The organism is Gabonibacter chumensis (genome assembly GCF_024741215.1).
GTDB classification, from domain to species: Bacteria; Bacteroidota; Bacteroidia; order Bacteroidales; family Marinifilaceae; genus Gabonibacter; species Gabonibacter massiliensis.
In genome coordinates this window covers 586,201-606,189 of the sequence record NZ_JANSKB010000002.1, presented here as the reverse complement: position 1 = coordinate 606,189, position 19,989 = coordinate 586,201, and the positions used below count along the sequence as shown (strand labels likewise).

Sequence of the window (19,989 nt, the reverse complement as noted above, 5' to 3'; positions counted from 1 at the left end):
AGCAGAGATTGCAAAAATCGCAGGATCATTCCTGGAGCAATTTAAAACGAATCCTTAATCTCTGGTTTTCCATATCGTAAGAAATGATTTTAAAAATACCGATTTCGGCCGTATTAGCCACGTGCCGGCCGATACAAGCACACGTATCGTAACTGCCGATGCGTACGATACGTAAAGTTTGACTGACGTTCTCGGGTAATTTGCTGAGATCAATCTCTTCCGGAACATGATCTTTATCTACAAATTCCGCGGTTACCGGTAAATGCATACCGATGACTTCATTGACTTTACGTTCGATTTCGGCCATTTGTTCTTCCGAGGGAGACACGGATAGATAATAATCACATTTGGATTTTTTCTTTTCAATGTGCGTGTTTTTAGATCTTTCACAACCGAACATCCGGACCATCGTTTGATTCAATATATGTTCTGCCGTATGCATGGGAGGATGTTCTTGTTTATTATGATCGTTGAGTTGAAGTTGTTGTTCCATATTATTTAAATTTTTACGGGAATGAATCCATTGGAATGACAAATTTAATATTATTTCCCGGTAAAGGATAAATTTATTTACGTAGAGATAAGATTTCAATAGAGTTCTCGGAAAGTATAAAACTGGGGTACCAGAATTTTCATTTTTCAATTAATTGACTACTTTTGTCTTCCGTTAGGGTAAAAAAGAGTAACGGGTTTACTTCATGATGCCTAAGGTTTAATTTAGTTTTAAAAAAGCTATTGATATGAGATTATTAGAAGGAAAAACGGCCATTATTACCGGAGCTTCAAGAGGTATCGGTAAAGCTGTGGCATTAGAATTTGCTAAACAAGGTGCGAACATTGCTTTTACTGATTTGAGATACGATGAGATTGCTCAGGAAACGGAGAGAGAGATTGCCGCTTTGGGAGTAAAAGCGAAAATGTATGCTTCTAATGCTGCCGATTTCGCCGCAACAGCAGCAACGGTGGAAGAGATAGCCAAGGAGTTCGGACGCATCGATATTTTGGTGAATAATGCCGGAATAACAAAAGATACATTGTTGATGAGAATGAGTGAAGAACAATGGGATGCTGTTATGAATGTAAATTTGAAGTCTGTTTTCAATTTTACAAAAACGGTTTCGGCAATCATGTTGAGACAGAAATCCGGTTCCATTATCAGTATGAGCTCTGTTGTCGGCGTTAGTGGAAATGCCGGACAAGCTAATTATGCTGCCTCTAAAGCCGGAATTATCGGTTTTACCAAGAGTGTTGCCAAAGAGTTGGGGTCCCGGAATATTAGAGCCAACGCGGTTGCTCCCGGTTTTATTATTACCGATATGACAGCGAAATTGTCGGAGGAAGTGAGAAACGAATGGGCTCAAAAAATTCCGTTAAAAAGAGGTGGTACGCCTGAAGATATTGCGAAGGTATGCGTATTTTTAGCTTCAGATCTCTCTGCTTACGTTACGGGACAAACCATTCATGTATGCGGCGGTATGAACATGTAATTTCAGATAGTGAAAAATTTTAATGCCTGGTCTTCGGATCGGGCATTTTGTTTTGATTGAAGGTCAAATTTTGTACGTGATTTGATCTGAATTCTTGTTTGCTTTCAAATATCTCCTTATCTTTACATGAAATGATTATGGCTTACTTTTTGTTAGTTCTGAGATAACGTAAAAGAAAGTAATATGTATGATAAAAGAGGTAAGATAGTAGATCGATGCGTACGGGGGACTTTATTGTTTCTCGTGTTTTCTTGTTTAATTTCTTGCGCGGGTTATCGTTTACTCGATATCGACGTATTAGAACCTGCAGACCGAGAGCTGAAGCAAGGAGATATCAAAATTCTTTTTTTAGACCGTAAGTTGGTATATCAATCCGATTCGATGGCGTTTCGGGAGTTGAAAAATCTGTCGGGATTGACCCGGGGGGATTTGGTGGAATGTTTTTACGACGGTTTTCAGGCTGGTATTCATAATAGTGCTAAAAAAGTAGTGTTGGGGCGTGCCGTCGGATTGAATAGCAAATACATGAGAGATACCATCACCCCCGCACCGTTGACTTTTTCAGAGTTGCAAACCGTTAACAAGGGGGTATACTCTTATGTCCTGGGGATAGAATCTTGTGTGTTTCGCTTGTACGATAGATATAATGCAGTGGTAGACAATGCATTGTTTTTAAGATTGTACGATACGGAGAGTAATCAACCTATAGATACCATGTATTCCAATGTATTGAGATCCGCTATAACTGCCGGGGAAGATATAAATGCGATATGCGATTTCTATTATCAGTTGGGGATGAATTACGCCAAACATCTGGTTCCGACCTGGCAGCCTGAAAAAAGGAGAATCTATATGAGTAATAATGCCTTGAAATTGGGATATTATTTTTTGAAAGATGAAAAGTACGATCAGGCCTATGAAATATGGAATGCGGCGTTGAATATGAGACCGCTCGTGGCAGTGAAGGCTACTGTAAATATCGCTTGGTTGTATGAGCGGCAAGGCAATTTTCAGGGAGCGATCGATCTGTTGGAGGCGGCTTTAAGACATATGGAAAAATCCAACGTGAAAAATAATAATATATCGGAGTACATAAAACATTATATTCAAATACTGAATCAAAGAATAAAAGACGATCGTAAATTATTAAATCAGTTATAAAAGCATTTTATATGGAGAATTTTAATTATTATAATCCGGTAAAAATTCTTTTTGGTAAAGGGAAGATTAGTGAGATCGGAAAATTAATCCCCAAAGGATTTAAAGTAATGATCACTTATGGTGGTGGTAGTATTAAAAAGAATGGCGTGTACGATCAGGTTATCTCCGCGCTTGAAGATTTTCATGTAATCGAATTCGGCGGAATTGAGCCGAATCCGCGTTATGAAACTCTGATGAAAGCGGTGGAGATTGCCAAAAATGAGAACGTGGGTTTTTTGTTGGCTGTTGGAGGAGGGTCGGTGATAGACGGCACGAAGTTTATTGCAGCGGCTTCTTGTTTTGAAGGTGAAGACAAGTGGGACATTCTGGCTAAGATGGCTCCCGTTCATGCGGCTTTGCCCTTGGCCACGGTTTTAACCTTACCGGCTACGGGATCCGAGATGAATAGCGGGGCTGTAATTACCCGGCAAGAGACAGAAGAAAAATTGGCTTTTAGATCTCGTCATGTATTCCCGAAATTTTCCGTGTTAGATCCGACGGTTACCTTCTCCTTACCGAAACATCAGATTGCCAATGGGGTAGTGGATGCTTTCGTACATGTGATGGAACAATATTATACAACGACTCAGGATGTTGAAATTCAAGACCGTTTCTCGGAAGGAATATTGAAAACGTTAATCGCTCTCGGTCCCCAAATGATCGCAGCAGAACAACCGGATTATCAAACCCGGGCTAATTTTATGTGGGCGGCAACCATGGCGTTGAACGGATTGATCGCTTGCGGGGTGACGGAGGATTGGTCGACGCATCATATCGGTCATGAGTTGACGGCGTTTCATGGATTGGACCATGCGGTGACCTTGGCCATTGTTCTGCCGGGTGTAATGAAAGCCACGAAGATGTTGCGCCACGATAAATTGCTTCAATATGCACAACGGGTCTGGGATTTGGATATTTCACAGCCGGGGGCTGCCGATCAGGCTATTGCGAAAACAGAGCAGTTTTTCAATGACATGGGAATCAAAACCCGTTTGTCTGATTATGGTATAGGTATTGATACCATTGATCGTGTCGAGAAACGTTTCCGGGATCGAGGAGAGTTTGCATTGGGAGGAATTGACGATGTGAACGTGAATAATGTGAGAGTCATTTTAACATCCAGATTATAAGTGAAGAAGGTGTCTGGCAAAAGCCAGACACCTTCTTTTTAATTTCGATCTTAATGTCCGAATTGAAAATATACAGGGCTTCTGCCGGAGCAGGAAAGACTTTTGCCCTGACCATGGAATATTTTAAGATAGTCTTTGCTTCGCCTTTAGAATATAAGAATGTTCTGGCAGTGACGTTCACGAATAAGGCGACGGAAGAGATGAAATCCCGTATTATTAGGGAATTGAATAAATTGGCAGAGGGTGAAAAAAGTGATTACAATGAGGCTTTAAAATCGAATTTACGTTTATCTGATGAGCAAGTTAAGGAGCGGGCTATCGTATTGCGTACATTGATTCTGCATGATTACGGTCGATTGTCCGTAACTACCATCGACCGTTTTTTTCAACGGATCATTAAGGCATTTACGAAGGAATTGGGGATATTTCCCGGGTATAACGTGGAGTTGGATAATGATTACGTGCTATTAAGAGCGGTCGACCAGATCATGCAACGGATGAACGAGGATAAGGAATTGAGGGTTTGGATTACCGAGTTGATGAACAATAGCGTGGAAGAGGCTAAATCGTGGAGCGTGAAAGGGAAGATTGCGGAGTTGGGAAAAGAATTGTTCGGGGAGAATTACATGTTGTTCGATAAGGCCGTTCAACAAAAATTCGGCAATCGGGATTTTTTGAAAGCTTATCAGTCGTTTTTGCGGGGTGTTATGAAACGTTTCGAAAAACGATTGGAAGAGTATGGTAAGAGGGCATGTCGTTTGATTGAAACAAATAATTTGCGGATAGAAGATTTTAAAAATGGGAAACGAGGAGTCGTTAACCATTTTTGTAAACTAAGAGACAAAAATTTAAACAGTATAACGGATTCGATCCGAAACGCTCTCGATAATCCCGAAGCATGGATCGCTAAAAAACAGCATCCGGAAATTCGAACCCAAATAGAGAACCTTTATCCTACCCTAAATAGCTGGTTGGGGGAGAGCATTCAATTCTACGACGAAGAGGTGGCGGATTATCATTCTGCCAGATTGTTACTCGATAATTTGTACCAGTTGGGTATATTGAATGATTTGTATCGGGAAATCCGAGCCTATTGTGAGGAAAAAGGCCTTATGTTACTGAGTGATACTACCCGTATCTTAAACGTGCTGATTGCTGCTAACGATACCTCTTTTCTATTCGAGAAAATAGGAAATTTCTATAAACACGTCATGATTGACGAATTTCAAGATACCTCGGCCATGCAATGGTCCAATTTCCGGCCGTTAATTGTAAATACGTTGTCAGAAGGAGGAAAGGCATTGGTGGTAGGGGATGTAAAACAGAGTATTTACCGGTGGAGAAACGGCGATTGGCGTTTGTTGTCCTCCGGTGTGGAAAAAGATTTTAAAACGTTTGGGATTTGCGATGAGATTTTGGAGTATAATTGGCGAAGTGCGGGAGAAATTGTAATGTTCAACAACCTGCTGTTTTCCCAGGCGGCTTTACAATTGAAAGAGATGTATGATAAAGAGGAGGGAAAGAACGATTACTCTTTCTCAATCTTGGAGGCTTATGCCCATACGGAACAGAAAATACGCCGCGATGAACGGGGTTATATACAAATTAAATATGGAGGGGATAAACAGGAAGAGGGAAGTGCGGAAGCCATTATGGAAGCCGTCGTGGGAGTAATCCGGAGTAATATGGAGAGAGGGAAGGAATTGAAGAATAGCGTAATTCTTGTAAGAAACGGTAAAGAAGGGGCTTTTGTAGCCGATTATATTATTGAGTATAATCGACTGCACCCGACTGCACCTATTCCTTTTATTTCGAATGATTCTTTATATGTGGCGGCTTCTCCGTATGTTATTTTGATTATTAGTGTATTGAAATACATAATGACTCCTTATGACTTGGTAAACCGGGCCGTTTTGTCGTACCACTATTTTACTTATGTCAAAAACGAAAATTTGGATGATCAGGATACGCGGTTTAAGGCAATCGCTTCAGAAGAGACCTTCATGACATCTCTGGGTATTCCTTTTTTGCAGGAGATAAATCGAGAAACGACCGGGTCTTTGTATGAAATGGTAGAGGCTATTATTGCAGCAATGAAACTGAGGGATCGGATAGAGGAATTGCCTTATTTAATTGCTTTTCAGGATATTATATTCGAATATGAAGAGAACAATACGAGCAGCATACCCGTATTTCTGGAATGGTGGGAAAAAGAGAAGGATAAAAAGGTTCTCTCAACTTCGGAAGAGACCAATTCTGTTCGGATATTAACCATTCATAAGTCCAAGGGATTGGAATTTGATACCGTGATCATTCCCTTCTGTAACTGGGATTTGGACGATATGAGACATGCCCGTCGCCTTTGGTGTGATAACAGGAAGGAGGGTTTTAAAGATTTGGAATATGCTCCACTGAATTACTCTTCAAAGTTATCGGACAGCCATTTTAAAGAGGCTTATTTGGAAGAGCATATGAAGACCTATATCGATAATTTAAATCTTTTATATGTCGCTTTGACGAGAGCAAAGAGAGCCTTGCATGTTTTCCCTTATGCGCCTAAAATCAGTAAGGAAGGGCGACCGGCAGATATTGGATCTTTTTTGTATCAAGTGTTGGAAAGACTGGAAGCAACTCGTTTATTATCCGGATGGAACAGCGGGGAAAAGCAGTTAAGTATAGGAGAATGCGGTATTTTGAGGGAAAGAAGGAAAGAGACGGTAGATAACAGGATTATGTTAAAAGAGTATCCGGTTTTCGATTTGAAAGATCGAGTCCGGGTGCGTTATAAATACGAAGATTACACGGATATCGAAGAGAAGGGAAATTCGGCGGTAGACGAAGGAAAATTGTTTCATGAACTTTTCCGTCGTATCGAAAAGACGACAGATATAGAACGGGCGGTAAATGAGGTATATCGTTCCGGTTTAATACATTATAATGAAAAGGAGATGTACCGAAAAAAATTAATCGATTATTTGGATAATGTTCCGGAAGCTTCTTGGTTTGACGGAAGTTATCGCATCATTACCGAACGGGATATCCTTTTTACGAACGCGGGAAGAGCTCGGCCCGACCGGGTTATGTTTGACGGGAATAAGGTCGTTATCGTAGATTACAAGTTCGGATACAAAGAGGAGGAGGAGTACCGTAAGCAAATGGGATTCTATTGTAAAATACTGAGACAAATGGGGCATAAGGAGGTGAAAGGATATATTTGGTATGTTAACATGAATAAAATATATCCTATCGGGTCCGGCACTCAATTGCAGTTGGATTTTTAGTAGCTGTCTACGGTGCTGATTTGATCCGTATTTTTTCGAATTTTGGGACGAATGATCGGGTCTGCAGGATGTCCGATAGGGATGATCAACTCTACTCTTTTATACGAAGGGATATGTAGCAAATCCTTTATCTTTTTTTCATTAAACCATCCCATGATGCAAGTTCCCAATCCTTCAACGGTAGCTTGAAGGCAAAATTGTATTGCCGCAATGCCGTTGTCGATTAAGGTAAAATCCTTATTCTTTAATGTTTGACCGATACGGGAAGAGAGATTTGCTTTTTCTCTAACCATGACGACGATAACAGGGGCCTGTTTGGTAAAATGATTCATGGGAAGAATCCCTCCCGATGTGGCGTCCGCTACCTTATTCTTCAATTCAGGGTCTTTGACGATGACAAACTTCCACGGTTGGGCATTGCAGGCTGAAGGAGCCAGGCGGGCGGCTTCGATGCACCTCGATAAACTCTCTTGAGATACGGGTTCGCTGGAGTATCCCCTGACACTTTGTCGTTGCAAAAAGAGGTCTAATAATTCCTGTGGTTTCATATATTCAAAAATAAAGGGTACTGGAACAGTACCCTTATCGGTTATTATTTTTTGTGTTTATACCATTCTAAGTTTTCTGTCCCGTTTGAAGTTGCCCATCGGGTATACTGCGGGAATGCTTCATCGATACGTTGTCCTTCTTTAGGAAAATCAAAAGAGGTTCCCACGATATGAATGGCAAACGGGAAATAGTTGTTGGATATGAAGTAGAGTCCTTTTGCCGGTTCGGAAAGATCATGCCCGTAATGCAGAAGGTTCATATCCATTAAATCCGTAGGCTTGTGATTAGGCAGATGTACCTCGCATCCTCGTTGCTTATCGGACTCGACGATAATAAAAGGATTATAAGGTGGTAAACCTAACTCGTTGGATTTCATTCCGCCTAAAGTCGTCTCTACGGTAAAAACCATGTCTTTTCCTGTTTTAACCACGTCTTCCGCATCGTCAAACAGAATGATCGTTGCCTTTGTTTGGTTGTTCTCCAGCCCCTTGCTATTCAGACTGAAACGGGTAGGAGTCGTGTAATCTGACGTTATATTCATTGATCGAATCATGCTGCTGCTGGTTTCGTATTGGTAAGCAAAACCATTTGTGTACTGGGCTCCGTTATTCTTTAACGTCCATACGTCTTTTACTTTAACGATTAAATTACGGGCGTTCAGATAGTGAGTGGTATTGTATTCCATCACAACGTCGTTCATGTCATAGTCTCCCTGATAAGGCCATATATCCTCGAAAGCAACCGTTCCGTTGTATTTTATGGTGTAAGCTAATAGAGGATCGTCCGGAAATTCGTCATCTACGTCCGGAACACCATCTCCATCGCTATCCGTCAAATCTTTTCCGTCCGGAATATTGTCGTCGTTGTATTCCACGTACGAAGGATCGGCCTCTATGTAGAAAATAAAGTCACGGTAGTCTGCCTGATGGAAATTTTTATCCTCGAAACCGATATAACGGATTTTCGTGTTGGGATCCCGGACGATCACGTTGTGTTTTTGCTGTAAATCGTTGAGTTCCGTATTGGAATAGGCATATACTTTCCAGATATCCGGTTGGGATATGGCATAGGAAGTGGAATTGAAACCTCCGACTAAAATAAACCATCCGATGGTTATTCCTTTTGGAAATTGGTCTATCCAGCTTTGGGTGGCTTCGTCCCAATATTTTAACCGAACGTTATCTCCCAATTGCAACCCGGCTTTCGGGGCAAAAGTAGCGTTCGGGAATAACACGATTTTTTGAATATCTTCAACGGAACGGGGTGGTTTTTGAGAATCGTAATAATAATATCCCATCGTATTAGTTACCGTATTGCCGCTATTGTGTACAACGACTAGATCGATAATAGCTCCGTCTTTAACGATATTGATATTGGCTTCCCCGCTTTCGGCAATATAATTATCGACATTATCGCTTTTCGTACCTAAACTTGCATTCACCATCTTTAGTCCGTCAGACGATACATTCTTGGGAGCGCCTAAATAATTCGGAACACCTTTAACATTCCATTTGCCGTCATTTACTATTTTCAATTCGCTTGGACGAGTAGAGTAGATATAATCCGTTTCTCCTGCCCGCAAGCTAACGGACTTGGATTTTACCTGTGTACCATCGATGGAATATTTTGTTACAGAAGGAACACCTAAAGCATCAGTATATAGGTATACTTCTTTAATAGATGCAGGGATCTGAACTAATTCCGAATAATTTCCGTCATTGTCCGTGATTCCTTTGAATAAGGTTTTTAAACCTTCTTTTTTCACGGGTTCATCATTTACGATCTCAATCGGATCTTCCGCGTAAGCTTCGAACGCTAACGCGTACCCTTCGGGAACACTATAATTTACATCTGCAGTAATGTTGTTTGCCGTACGGTAGTCAAACGCGTTTCCATCTCCCGGAGGAGGGGTCTTCGACATGTCTTTATCCGTACATCCTATAAGTATAGCGATAAAAACAATAATTCCTGTGCTTACAATTTTGGTTTTCATTTTAGTATCTATTTAGGTCATATTTTGCAAATGTAATAAATTAATTTTCAGTTGCAAATAAATGGATTGAATACTGTTATTAATAATAATTATCAAAACGTAGATAATGTATATTTTTTCTAAATAAAAAAAGAGAACCCTTTGAATGGGTTCTCTTTATCGTAGCGGGAGCCTGACTCGAACAGACGACCTTTGGGTTATGAGCCCAACGAGCTACCAACTGCTCCATCCCGCAATATAAGCCAAAACAACTTTTTTCTGTTTTGCGAGTGCAAAGATAGCTATTTGTTTTTATTAATCCAAATATTCGGGTAAATAAATTAGTCATTATATAAACTTCCCTATGTTTTCCTATCTTTGCAGAAAGATCGGTTTATGGAAACATTCATAAAGAAAAGCAGAGGGGTATCCGCTTTTGGGGGATACGTTTAATTTTTCCGCCATTCGCATCCGTTCGAAATTGAAACGGTTACAATAAATTTGTTATCGAGAAAAAACAAGTAAAAAGGTATACATAAACAACAAGAATATGATGAATTTGATTAGAATAACAAATCCTGACGATCGGAATCTGGATCGTTTGATTCCTCTCTACGAGGATGCTTTCCCGGTGGAAGAGAGAAGAGATATCGGGCAATTGAGACGGATGATAAAAGAGAAATCCGATATGTATTTTAGTGTCGTTGAATGTGACGGAGAGTTGTGCGGTTTTTTCGTGTACTGGGACATGAAGGATTTTTATTATTTAGAGCACCTTGCGGTATATCCCTCCATGCGCAACAAGAAGCTCGGGCAACAGGTTCTAAATTACGTGACTGATCATCTGAAAGGAGTTCGGTTATTGGAAGTCGAGCCGATGCAAGACGAGATGACTACCCGGCGTGTCCGTTACTATCAGCGGAACGGGTATCAGGTTCTGGAGGAGGAATATATACAGCCTTCTTATGACGGAGTCCGGGATTCTTGTCCGCTTTGGATTATGGGAAACCAATATTCCGAACGTTTACCCGAGTTTATAGAGACCATAAAACGGAAGGTGTATACCGATAATTACGGTTTAATAGGAAAATAAACAATTGTAAAGGAGCTGGCGATTAGACGGTTCAAGCAAACTGGCTAATATTAAAAACCGTTCGAAATCCTCTTTCGAACGGTTTTTATTTAGTAGCGGGAGCCTGACTCGAACAGACGACCTTTGGGTTATGAGCCCAACGAGCTACCAACTGCTCCATCCCGCAATATAAGCTAAAACAACATTCCTTGCTTTGCGAGTACAAAGATAATGCTATATTCGGGATATACAAAGATTTTTTTGTTTTTGCGTTATGTCCGGTAATTAAATAGAGAACGGGGATTTTTACGATCCCCGTTCTTGTTTAATTTTTTGTGAAATTATCTCTTTAACATTTCACATACTTCGTTATATACGTTTTCTCCGGTGAATCCGAATTTTTCATCCAATACTTTCGCCGGGGCCGAATAACCGAAATGATTTACTCCGTGGATTCGTCCGTTTATTCCGACAAGTCCTTCCAACGTGACGGCAAGACCGGCTGTCAAGCCGTATTTTGGCTTATTGGCCGGGATGACTTCTTCTCGGTATGTTGAGGATTGCTCGCGGAATAATCCTTCGGAGATGACGGATACCACTTGAGAAGATATGCCTTTACGTTCTTTTAATAGTTGTGCACCTTCCAGTAAGGTAGATACTTCCGAACCGGAAGCAACCAGCACGATATCAACATTCTCCGCGTTTTTGGTTACCACGTATGCTCCTTTTTCTGCTTGTAAAGCTTTATCGTATCCTCCCGGAAGGTCTTTGATATTTTGCCGGGACAGGATCAAGGCGGTAGGGGTGGAGGTATTTTCCATGGCCATTTTCCACGCGACGGAAGTTTCGGCGGCATCCGCCGGACGAAGGGCCAACAGGCTCATTTTACCGGAGTGATTATGAAGCTTCTCCATTAACCGGAGCTGTGCCTCATGCTCGATAGGTTGGTGAGTCGGTCCGTCTTCCCCCACGCGGAATGCATCGTGCGACCAGATGAATTTTACGGGGATCTCCATCAACGCGGCTAAACGAACAGCCGGTTTCATGTAGTCGGAAAACACGAAGAACGTACCGCAAGCTACGAATATACCACCATGTAAGGCAATCCCGTTACAGATGACAGCCATGGTTAATTCGGCAACTCCAGCCTGGAAGAAAGCTCCGCTGAAATTTCCTTTTATCAGATTTCGGGCTCCGCCTTTGATGAATCCGTCTGTTTTATCGGAATTGCTTAAATCGGCAGAGCTGACGATCATATTTTCAACCTGTTTGGCTAATTCGACTAATACGTCGGCTGATGCGGCACGGGTAGCAATTCCGGGCTTGTGTACGATGGATTTATAGTCGATTTCGGGAGCCTTGCCGGATAAGAAACGATGCCATTTTGCGGCTAATTCCGGGTTGGCTTTTTCCCAGGCGGCTTGTTCTGCTTTTTTAGCCTTGGCATAAGCCCTCTTCTGTTCTAATACTTTGTTGTAAAATTCTTTAACCTCTGGGAATATAACAAACGGATGTTGTGGATCTCCTCCTAAGTTTTCAATGGTTTTCTCGATAGAGGCGCCTGCACCGCTTAACGGTTGTCCGTGAGTCGAGACCTTGTCGGAGAAATCTTCCCCGTTAGCCCCTACGGCTCCTTTTCCCATTAATGTTTTCCCGATAATAAGGGTGGGGCGTTCCTTCTCTTCGTTGGCAGCTTTCAGAGCCTCTGCGATTTCTTTCGCATCGTTTCCGTTTATGGTAATGACATTCCAGCCCCATGCCTTGTATTTCATGGCCGTATCCTCTCTGGTCACTTCGTTGACACGGGTCGAAAGCTGCACTTCGTTTGCGTCGTAAAACATAATCAGATTGGATAACCCCAATGTTCCGGCAATACGGCCGGCTCCTTGAGAAATTTCTTCCTGAATACCTCCGTCAGAAATAAAAGCGTAGGTTTTATGGGCCATCCATTCACCGAATCGAGCTGCCAAAAAACGTTCTGCGATTGCTGCACCCACGGCCATGGCATGTCCTTGCCCCAGGGGGCCTGAGGTGTTTTCCACTCCTCGTTTAACATCGACTTCAGGGTGTCCCGGAGTCACACTTCCCCATTGACGGAAATTTTGTAAATCTTCCATACTGTAAGTCCCCACGAGACTGAGAATGGAGTACAGCATGGGGGACATATGTCCGGGATCCAAGAAAAATCGGTCTCTGTTGGCCCAACTCATATCGTCCGGGTCAAAATTTAAAAATTGGGAGTACAAAACATTTACAAAGTCGGCTCCACCCATGGCTCCACCCGGATGGCCAGATTTAGCTTTCTCAACCATGGAGGCTGAAAGAATACGGATGTTATCCGCTGCTCGATTTAGGATTTTATCCATGCCTATATTTTTTGAGATATTGTTAAAATTTTTGCGCAAAGTTACGATTTTCCCATGGGAAAACAAGAAAATAGACAGCGGGGATTCAATAAAAATCAGGATTGTATATTCATCCTGATTTTTATGTGTTTACCATTCCGAAAAGGGGTGTTTGCTTAGCATCGAATTGTAGTATTTCTGTTTGCCCGTGACCTCTTCTCCTATCCATTCCGGTTTCGGAAAAGTATCGTTTTCATCTTCCAATTCTATCTCTGCTAAAATCAAACCTTCGTTGCCCCCGTGAAATTCGTCTATTTCGTACGTGAATTTGTCCGCTTTTACATAGTAGCGGGTTTTATTGATAATTCCGGGTTCACAGATTTGTAGCAATGCTTCGGCTTCACCGACGGATATCTCTTTTTCCCATTCAAAACGATTCGCCCCGGTAGCATTACCTTTCCCTTTTACGGTCAGGTAGGCACGATCTCCCTTTACGCGTACCCTTACGGAGCGTTCCGGTACGGAAGACAGATATCCTTGTGTGATTTGAGTCTTATTAAATGCTTGTGATTTGAAATCTCCGTTGACTAAAAATTTGCGCTCGATTTCCCGGAACATGATTATAAATTTTTGTTTTTATACATATTTTCCCACCAGGCCGGTTGACCTTTTAAGTATTTGGCAAAGTAAGATAAAATGGTATTATTCCATAGGATTCGTTGATCGTAGTCAACTACGGCATGATCGGCATTGTTGATCAAAACCAAATCCACCTCTTTGCCCAATAGTTTCAATGCCGTGTAGAATTGGATACTCTCTCCGGTGGGTACATTAACGTCGGCTGTTCCATGTAATAACAATATCGGTTTTTTCACTTTGTCCGCGTTGAATAAAGGACTCTGATCTACATATATGTCTTTTCGGTTCCAGGGAAAAGAGTAAGCAGCTGCTTGGGTGCTGTAACTGTATCCCCAATATCCTTCACCCCAATAGCTGGATATGGACGAGATTCCGGCATGGGAGATTGCGCAGGCAAATATATCGGTACGGGTTTGCAGAAGCATGGTCGTGAAACCGCCGTAGGAGGCTCCCATACAGCCTACTCTTTGAGGATCTATGAACGGATGTGCTTTTAAGAATGCTTTCGTACACGCGATGATCTCGTCTGCCGTGATGATTCCCCAGTTGTTTTGGTGACGTGCGGAAAACTCCTGTCCGAATCCCGTGGCACCAGAGGGTTGCATGACATACACGACATACCCGTTCGCCGCGTATAAATTAAACGGCCAGCGTCCTCCGAAAGTTCTTTCGACGGGAGAGGTCCCTCCGTAATAATAGACAATCATCGGATATTTTTTACTCGGATCAAAATCGGCCGGAAGGTAATAGCGCCCGTCAATAGTGGTACCCTTTTTGTATTGGTAATCCCAATCCTTGACTTTTCCGAAAACAATATTTTTGTACTGTTCTTCAGCCGGGTTGTCCCATAATTGCGTACTCAGATCCGTGAGATTTAAGGTATAGACACGAGTGGGGTAACTTTGATCGGAAGCCGTGTAAACAGCTAAATCACCCTGTTCCGGTAAAGAGAGTCTTTGGATGACGTCTCCCGGACAATCGATCTTTTCTATTTTGCCGTTTCGGTAACGAAACAGGTGGATATAATCCGTGTCGCCCGCGATGATATAAATAGAGCCGTCTTTATGCCAATAGGAGGTAGAGACTGAAGGATTGAAGTATTTGGTAATCGGATCTACCCGGTGGGTTTCCAGATCGTAAATGAAAAGTTGGGTATCGTATTCGTTTACGATTTGTCCTTTACGAATGTTAATGCCTGTATTCCCGAAAGCGTTAGCGCCTCCGCTCACCAGCAGTTGCTTATCGTCGGGAGAAAACGAGCAATATATGCTGACCGGGCGGTCTTGCCATAAGGTATCGATTTGGTTTGACGGTATATCCATCAGATAAACGGATTGTTTACTATACGGATATTCGTTGTAATCCGGACGGTTTGTAGTGATGACAACCTGTTTACCGTCATGACTGATATCCATGATTGACGTGGTTTGATTTCCCCAAGTCAGACGGGTGTGGATTCCGCTTTTGAAATCATATTTACAAAGGAAATAACGGGTACGGTAATTGGGTTGGCGATCTTCCATACCTTCGATTTTACGCAACTTCCACTCTTTTTCGCTATAATCTTCCGATTGGTAATAAAGCAAGTAGGTTCGATCGGGAGACCATCTGTATCCTGAGATCGAGCGATCGGCTTTGATGAGGCATTCTTGGCGTCGGGTTTCAGGATCATAGGTATAAAGTGAATGTCCTTTTCCTTCCGGTATCAAAAAGGAGAGCTTATCTTGCCCCGGTACCCAAGTGATGTCGGTCGTCTCTTTTCCGTAAAAAGAGTAAATGATTTCTTTATTTGTAAGTCGATAAAGATAGGTTATTCGGCTACTCTTGCCTTTTATGATTTCCGTTTCACTTAAAAGCAAATATTTACCAGAAGGGGAGGTTTGTATGTCTCCGATACGGGTTCCGTTCAATACATCGTAAATATTTTTTCCTCTCATGGGTGAAAGGGTAAACTCTACAGGAATATTTTTGAACTCATCTCCTGCTTTAAAGGAGGCGGAAAACAAGGTTTGCGAGGAGTTCGGGAGTACAAGACTTTTTACGATTATCGTGTGTTTGCCCGGTATCCAGTTTCTGCGTATCTCTTTAGAGACGTTTTTTTCTTCTTCGTTACAGGCATCGTAAGTAAGTACTTTTTCTCCGTCTATAAATACCTCCGCGGGAGCACCGAAATGGAAAGTCATGCTGCCATTCATCCATTCCGTGTTGGCCATGTAAACGGCGTTATAGACGATAGAAAGCCTTTTCTCCCGTGAGGAGCAACGGACTTTCCCGTCAACCACCTTCGAACGTCGCCATTGAAAATCTTTTGTTCCTTGTTCGATGCCTTCCGGAACAGGAGTGAGATTTTCGACGGATAGAGTCGAGAATTCTAAAAGTGAAACGGGAGCGAAAGGTTGGTTGTTCCCGTTTTTTTGATTGTGAAAAGCGGGCATTTCCACAGGAATGGGAGGGAGACTCATCCATTCCCGGATTACTTGTCCTTGCACTTGAAAGGAAAATATAACCCAAACGAAAAGGAGTAGTTTTTTCATTCTTTTTTGATTATGGTATAATTGTTTATTTGTCCTTATTAAAACAGAACAAAGTTAATCCTAAAACGTAGAATGTTTGAAAATTCTGAATAAAATTTATTATGATGTAATTTTTATCATTAATTTTGCTCTGCGTAGATAAAAGATTTATAACATTTAAAGAAGGGAAAAAATGAAAAGTATTGTATTGGTAATTATGTTGGCTGTCATTGCGGCCAGTTGCGGGACAAATAAAAAGGTATATGCTCCGCCTTTCGAAGAAGAGGAAGATGTGGTAGTTGAGCAAACTGTTCCTACAACACAAACGCGGGAGAAGAAGACAAACGGTAAGCCTGTTGTTTCTAAGGAAGAGAAAGTAACCATGACCCATGGCGATGTTATGAAAAAGTATAACGTTATTGTAGGAAGTTTCTCTAATGAAGATAATGCTATTCGGTTACGGAACCGTTTGATCGGTGAGGGGTATAATAGTATCATTATGAAAAATGATGCCGGAATGAATCGGGTAAGTATTGCCGGTTTTGACGAAGAGGCCCCGGCAAGGGCCGAACTGATACGGGTGAGAGAAAGATATCCGGAGTTTTCGGATGCGTGGTTATTGATTACGAAAGATAACTAAAAATCAGATTGATATATAAAAAATACCGCTTATGATGTTTTTCACTTCATAAGCGGTATTTTTTGGGGATCGCCCCGTTCCTTATATTAATTCAATACCTATCGTGTCGTTCGGCGTATTTTCCTTTTTATCTGTCTGTTTTTCTTCTGTTAAGAATGAGACCTCTGTTTTTTCTTCCTCCATGCTTTCGGCTTCCGTCGGCATCTGCTCCGATTCCAAGGACTCCATAACGCTTTCTTCCACAGGCATATTGTTGCCAGTCGTATTTATGACGCACTCTTCTACCGTTGAAGTCTCGTTTTCCGGATTCCGAGTTAATATTTCCGGGTTGCTCTCCACGATATTTTCGATCTCTTCTTCACTTAAGGGCGGATTTTCTGCTACAATCTCAGAAAAAGAGTGGTCTTCAAGAATGGTTCCGTTTTCACATCGGAAAACCCGTCCGGGAAATTTGGTGATCAGGTCGTACTGGTGGGTTGCTATGATAACCGTCTTCCCGCTGTCACAAATGTCTTTCAGCAGTTCGATCAAATGGTAGGAGGTTTCCGGATCTATATTTCCGGTCGGTTCGTCTGCCAAAATAAGGGGAGGGGCGTTTAATAAAGCTCGGGCCAATACAATACGTTGCTGCTCTCCTCCGGAGAGTTGATGCGGGAATTTATCTTTCTTATCCGGCATCTCCACCTTCTCGAGGACTTCGTCTATTCGTTCCCGGATCGCTTTTTTGTCTCTCCATCCTGTTGCTCTCAATACAAATTCTAAGTTGGCATAAACATTTCTGTCCGTGAGTAATTTGAAATCCTGGAACACGATGCCGCATTTTCGTCTTAATAGGGCGATATGGGATTTTTTTATCTTGCCTAATTTAAATCCGGCAACTTCCGCTTTTCCGTACTCTAAAGGTATTTCGGCATATAATGTTTTTAATAGAGACGTTTTCCCACTACCTACTCTTCCGATGATATAAACAAATTCGCCCTCGGCAATTTCCAGGTTAACGTTCTTCAATACCGTATTCTTTTGCTGCCGGATAGCTGCCTGCTCCAGCTTGATAATAGTTCCCATAGACATAAGCGTATCGTTTTACTATTTTTTTACACCTTCGGTCGGCGGATTATAAATTTTTCAATCCTTCTATATTTTTTTTCGGGTCCGGAGAATTAAATACGAAACTCCCCGCAACCAAAGCGTCAGCCCCGGCTTCCACAAGCCGACGTCCTGTCTCGAAATTCACACCGCCATCGACTTCTATACAGGTGGAGGAGGCTGTTTCCTTTATCAGTTTTTTGAGTTTTGTAACTTTCTGGAGCGTACTTTCTATAAAAGATTGTCCGCCGAATCCGGGATTAACACTCATAAGCAGAACCACATCGATGTATTGAATGATATCGTCTAAGTCGTGTACCGGTGTATGCGGATTGAGGGCTACCCCGGCCTTCATTCCCAGTGATTTGATCTGTTGTAGAGTCCGGTGCAAATGTGTACACGCTTCGTAATGGACCGTCAATATATCGGCTCCTGCTTTATGAAAAGCCTCCACGTAACGTTCGGGTTGAATGATCATCAAATGCACATCCAACGGTTTCCGGGCTGCTTTCTTTATTTGTGATACGAGTGGTAGACCATAAGAAATATTCGGGACGAAAACGCCGTCCATGATATCCAAATGAAACCAGTCTGCGGAACTTTCGTTAACCATTTCAACATCTTTGGCCAAGTGAAGGAAATCTGCAGATAGTAAGGAAGGAGAGACTATGATACTCATATAATTTATTCCAGTTTTTTTAATTACTTATACCAGCTTGCATACGTGGAATAGGAGTTTACGATACGCTCCACCTCGTCACGAAGTAATTCAGGCCCCATCTCTTTCAGTTTTTTGGCCGGGGCTCCGGCATATACCCAACCGGACTCTACGACGGTGCCTTTGGTTACCACGCTTCCCGCTGCGACAATGGAATTACTTTCTATAACGGCATTGTCCAACACGATGGCTCCCATGCCGATTAATACATTATCATGAATCGTACACCCGTGGACGACCGCATTGTGCGCAATAGATACGTTGTTACCTATATTTGTAGGCGACTTTTTGTAGGTGGCATGGATGGTTGCGTTGTCTTGAATATTTACATTATTACCTATCTTTATATAATGTACATCTCCCCGTAATACAGCACCATACCAAATACTGCAATTATCGCCCATTTCCACTTCTCCTATGATTGCTGCATTCTCAGCAATAAAACAATTTTCTCCGAACTTGGGAGAATGCCCGTTTAATTCTCTAATAATTGCCATAGTAAAATCTTCATTATTTTCAGGATTCGAAATTACGAAATATGCATCAGAAAACAATTTCCTTTCGTGATTTTATATATTCTTTTTGTAACACTTTGGAATTTTCAACGTATAAGACGATGTACAATTAAACTAAACGATCACTTTTAATAGAGGAGGTAAAATTATGAGTATTGTGAAAAGAAATAGTGATTTAAGGCCATTTTATTCTAATCTCTTTGATGATTTTTTCGATACATGGCCTAAGACAATTAACGAACAAAGAGGAATTCCGGCTTTGAACGTGAAAGAGGACGATAAGAATCTGACGTTGGAACTTCAAGTTCCGGGGATGAAAAAAGAAGATATTAAGTTAGAGTATAAAGATGGTTTCCTGACAATATCCGGTGAACAAAAAGAGGAGAAGGAAGAGCAAGATGGTAAACAAAAATTTTTACGAAGAGAGTTTACTTCCGTCTCTTTTCATCGCACGATAGAATTGCCGGAGGATAAATACGATGTCGGTAAGGCCGAAGCGGTTTATAAAGACGGTATCTTGGATATTACGATGCCTAAAAACGAAGAGAGAGCTAAATTAAATAAGACGATACAGGTAAAGTAGGTGGTTTTATTTTGAGTGATCGGTCGATTTTGAAAAAAATCGGCCGATTTTTTTGTTCTTTTTTGAAAAAGAGTTTACCTTTGCATCGCAATAAAAGGCACGTGAGATGCATTGGATAATTTGCGAAAATAGCTCAGTTGGTAGAGCATAACCTTGCCAAGGTTAGGGTCGCGGGTTCGAGTCCCGTTTTTCGCTCCGGTAAAACGTCGTCCGATTTTAATTCGGACGACGTTTTGTATTTTTAAAGAAATTACCCCTT

General features: G+C 41.7%; 15 protein-coding genes, 3 tRNA genes and 1 pseudogene. 8 read left to right on the top strand and 11 right to left on the bottom strand.

Annotation, left to right across the window (positions count from 1 at the left end):
• Positions 1 to 25 precede the first annotated feature (25 nt).
• Positions 26 to 493 (bottom strand): alanyl-tRNA editing protein, encoded by a 468-nt coding sequence (locus NVS78_RS09240; RefSeq protein ID WP_286358932.1) that lies wholly within the window; start codon positions 491 to 493, stop codon positions 26 to 28.
• Positions 494 to 740: 247 nt separating this feature from the next.
• Between NVS78_RS09240 and fabG the strand changes: the two genes are divergently transcribed.
• From fabG to NVS78_RS09220, 4 genes are all read left to right on the top strand, one after another.
• On the top strand, positions 741 to 1,487 hold the full coding sequence (fabG, locus tag NVS78_RS09235) for a 3-oxoacyl-[acyl-carrier-protein] reductase (RefSeq protein WP_041503601.1): 747 nt from the start codon (positions 741 to 743) through the stop codon (positions 1,485 to 1,487).
• Positions 1,488 to 1,670: 183 nt separating this feature from the next.
• On the top strand, positions 1,671 to 2,648 hold the full coding sequence (locus NVS78_RS09230; protein ID WP_286358931.1) for a DUF6340 family protein: 978 nt from the start codon (positions 1,671 to 1,673) through the stop codon (positions 2,646 to 2,648).
• A gap of 11 nt (positions 2,649 to 2,659) precedes the next feature.
• On the top strand, positions 2,660 to 3,817 hold the full coding sequence (locus tag NVS78_RS09225; protein ID WP_286358930.1) for an iron-containing alcohol dehydrogenase: 1,158 nt from the start codon (positions 2,660 to 2,662) through the stop codon (positions 3,815 to 3,817).
• Positions 3,818 to 3,870: 53 nt separating this feature from the next.
• Positions 3,871 to 7,098 (top strand): UvrD-helicase domain-containing protein, encoded by a 3,228-nt coding sequence (locus tag NVS78_RS09220; protein WP_286358929.1) that lies wholly within the window; start codon positions 3,871 to 3,873, stop codon positions 7,096 to 7,098.
• Here NVS78_RS09220 and NVS78_RS09215 read toward each other — a convergent pair.
• From NVS78_RS09215 to NVS78_RS09205, 3 genes are all read right to left on the bottom strand, one after another.
• The gene (locus NVS78_RS09215) at positions 7,095 to 7,646 is read right to left on the bottom strand and encodes a nitroreductase family protein (RefSeq protein WP_286358928.1); all 552 of its coding nucleotides are present in this window, start codon (positions 7,644 to 7,646) and stop codon (positions 7,095 to 7,097) included. The genes NVS78_RS09220 and NVS78_RS09215 overlap by 4 nt on opposite strands.
• Before the next feature lie 44 nt (positions 7,647 to 7,690).
• Positions 7,691 to 9,640 carry an LruC domain-containing protein gene (locus tag NVS78_RS09210; protein WP_286358927.1) on the bottom strand — a complete coding sequence of 650 codons (1,950 nt, stop codon included), beginning with the start codon at positions 9,638 to 9,640 and terminating at the stop codon, positions 7,691 to 7,693.
• Positions 9,641 to 9,802: 162 nt separating this feature from the next.
• Positions 9,803 to 9,875 (bottom strand) — tRNA-Met (locus tag NVS78_RS09205).
• 294 nt (positions 9,876 to 10,169) lie between these two features.
• Here NVS78_RS09205 and NVS78_RS09200 point away from each other — a divergent pair.
• Positions 10,170 to 10,712 (top strand): GNAT family N-acetyltransferase, encoded by a 543-nt coding sequence (locus NVS78_RS09200; protein WP_286358926.1) that lies wholly within the window; start codon positions 10,170 to 10,172, stop codon positions 10,710 to 10,712.
• Between the two features lie 93 nt (positions 10,713 to 10,805).
• Here the strand turns inward: NVS78_RS09200 and NVS78_RS09195 are convergent.
• From NVS78_RS09195 to NVS78_RS09180, 4 genes are all read right to left on the bottom strand, one after another.
• Positions 10,806 to 10,878, bottom strand: a tRNA-Met gene (locus NVS78_RS09195).
• A 154-nt stretch (positions 10,879 to 11,032) separates the two neighbouring features.
• Positions 11,033 to 13,057 carry a transketolase family protein gene (locus NVS78_RS09190; protein ID WP_289623363.1) on the bottom strand — a complete coding sequence of 675 codons (2,025 nt, stop codon included), beginning with the start codon at positions 13,055 to 13,057 and terminating at the stop codon, positions 11,033 to 11,035.
• Positions 13,058 to 13,186: 129 nt separating this feature from the next.
• Positions 13,187 to 13,654 (bottom strand): CYTH domain-containing protein, encoded by a 468-nt coding sequence (locus tag NVS78_RS09185; protein WP_059026185.1) that lies wholly within the window; start codon positions 13,652 to 13,654, stop codon positions 13,187 to 13,189.
• Positions 13,655 to 13,656: 2 nt separating this feature from the next.
• On the bottom strand, positions 13,657 to 16,209 hold the full coding sequence (locus tag NVS78_RS09180) for a S9 family peptidase (RefSeq protein ID WP_286358925.1): 2,553 nt from the start codon (positions 16,207 to 16,209) through the stop codon (positions 13,657 to 13,659).
• 172 nt (positions 16,210 to 16,381) lie between these two features.
• Here NVS78_RS09180 and NVS78_RS09175 point away from each other — a divergent pair, with 172 nt between their 5' ends.
• Complete coding sequence (locus tag NVS78_RS09175) at positions 16,382 to 16,828, top strand: SPOR domain-containing protein (protein ID WP_286358924.1); 447 nt, start codon at positions 16,382 to 16,384, stop codon at positions 16,826 to 16,828.
• A 366-nt stretch (positions 16,829 to 17,194) separates the two neighbouring features.
• Here the strand turns inward: NVS78_RS09175 and NVS78_RS09170 are convergent.
• The 3 genes and pseudogenes from NVS78_RS09170 to NVS78_RS09160 form a co-directional block, all read right to left on the bottom strand.
• A pseudogene (locus NVS78_RS09170) lies at positions 17,195 to 17,899 on the bottom strand (cell division ATP-binding protein FtsE); the annotation flags it as partial.
• 43 nt (positions 17,900 to 17,942) lie between these two features.
• Positions 17,943 to 18,593: a ribulose-phosphate 3-epimerase gene (gene rpe, locus NVS78_RS09165; RefSeq protein ID WP_286358923.1), complete on the bottom strand. Its 651-nt coding sequence runs from the start codon at positions 18,591 to 18,593 to the stop codon at positions 17,943 to 17,945.
• Positions 18,594 to 18,616: 23 nt separating this feature from the next.
• Complete coding sequence (locus tag NVS78_RS09160; RefSeq protein WP_059026181.1) at positions 18,617 to 19,129, bottom strand: gamma carbonic anhydrase family protein; 513 nt, start codon at positions 19,127 to 19,129, stop codon at positions 18,617 to 18,619.
• A 166-nt stretch (positions 19,130 to 19,295) separates the two neighbouring features.
• Here NVS78_RS09160 and NVS78_RS09155 point away from each other — a divergent pair, with 166 nt between their 5' ends.
• Together NVS78_RS09155 and NVS78_RS09150 are read left to right on the top strand one after the other, a co-directional pair.
• Positions 19,296 to 19,730, top strand: coding sequence for an Hsp20/alpha crystallin family protein (locus NVS78_RS09155; RefSeq protein WP_041503611.1), 435 nt, complete (start codon positions 19,296 to 19,298; stop codon positions 19,728 to 19,730).
• Between the two features lie 122 nt (positions 19,731 to 19,852).
• Positions 19,853 to 19,925: transfer RNA gene (locus NVS78_RS09150), tRNA-Gly, on the top strand.
• Positions 19,926 to 19,989: the final 64 nt, after the last annotated feature.

Coding starts and splice junctions, on each gene's coding strand:
- NVS78_RS09240 (WP_286358932.1), bottom strand. CDS start 493: ATGGAACAACAACTTCAACTCAACGATCATAATAAACAAGAACATCCT.
- fabG (WP_041503601.1), top strand. CDS start 741: ATGAGATTATTAGAAGGAAAAACGGCCATTATTACCGGAGCTTCAAGA.
- NVS78_RS09230 (WP_286358931.1), top strand. CDS start 1,671: ATGTATGATAAAAGAGGTAAGATAGTAGATCGATGCGTACGGGGGACT.
- NVS78_RS09225 (WP_286358930.1), top strand. CDS start 2,660: ATGGAGAATTTTAATTATTATAATCCGGTAAAAATTCTTTTTGGTAAA.
- NVS78_RS09220 (WP_286358929.1), top strand. CDS start 3,871: ATGTCCGAATTGAAAATATACAGGGCTTCTGCCGGAGCAGGAAAGACT.
- NVS78_RS09215 (WP_286358928.1), bottom strand. CDS start 7,646: ATGAAACCACAGGAATTATTAGACCTCTTTTTGCAACGACAAAGTGTC.
- NVS78_RS09210 (WP_286358927.1), bottom strand. CDS start 9,640: ATGAAAACCAAAATTGTAAGCACAGGAATTATTGTTTTTATCGCTATA.
- NVS78_RS09200 (WP_286358926.1), top strand. CDS start 10,170: ATGATGAATTTGATTAGAATAACAAATCCTGACGATCGGAATCTGGAT.
- NVS78_RS09190 (WP_289623363.1), bottom strand. CDS start 13,057: ATGGATAAAATCCTAAATCGAGCAGCGGATAACATCCGTATTCTTTCA.
- NVS78_RS09185 (WP_059026185.1), bottom strand. CDS start 13,654: ATGTTCCGGGAAATCGAGCGCAAATTTTTAGTCAACGGAGATTTCAAA.
- NVS78_RS09180 (WP_286358925.1), bottom strand. CDS start 16,209: ATGAAAAAACTACTCCTTTTCGTTTGGGTTATATTTTCCTTTCAAGTG.
- NVS78_RS09175 (WP_286358924.1), top strand. CDS start 16,382: ATGAAAAGTATTGTATTGGTAATTATGTTGGCTGTCATTGCGGCCAGT.
- rpe (WP_286358923.1), bottom strand. CDS start 18,593: ATGAGTATCATAGTCTCTCCTTCCTTACTATCTGCAGATTTCCTTCAC.
- NVS78_RS09160 (WP_059026181.1), bottom strand. CDS start 19,129: ATGGCAATTATTAGAGAATTAAACGGGCATTCTCCCAAGTTCGGAGAA.
- NVS78_RS09155 (WP_041503611.1), top strand. CDS start 19,296: ATGAGTATTGTGAAAAGAAATAGTGATTTAAGGCCATTTTATTCTAAT.